Below are 244 nucleotides of genomic sequence, written 5' to 3' on the forward strand. Positions count from 1 at the left end.
TAAGAGACAGACACACACACGCGCCAATCGCCCAGTTCGTCGCGGAAGCGCTCGACGACCACAGTCCGGTCCGTCGGCAGGACGCTCACCGTCCGTTGCTCCTCGATGTATTCCGCCAGCTCCCGCGCCGCCTCGTCGTCCAGGGGGGCCTGTGCACGCAGCCACGCGGCCAGCTGCGCGTGTGCCACACCGCCGGCCGCACGCAGGAAGGCGCCCAGGGCGCGACCCAGTTCCAGGCTGCGGC

The 244-nt window shown here is 70.9% G+C and carries 1 protein-coding gene; it reads right to left on the reverse strand.

Going from position 1 to position 244, the window contains the following annotated elements:
• The coding region (locus tag N2041_RS14830; RefSeq protein ID WP_297679414.1) for a hypothetical protein at positions 1–244 on the reverse strand (244 nt) is incomplete at both ends.

This window comes from Tepidiforma sp., assembly GCF_026419595.1.
Lineage (GTDB): Bacteria > Chloroflexota > Dehalococcoidia > Tepidiformales > Tepidiformaceae > Tepidiforma.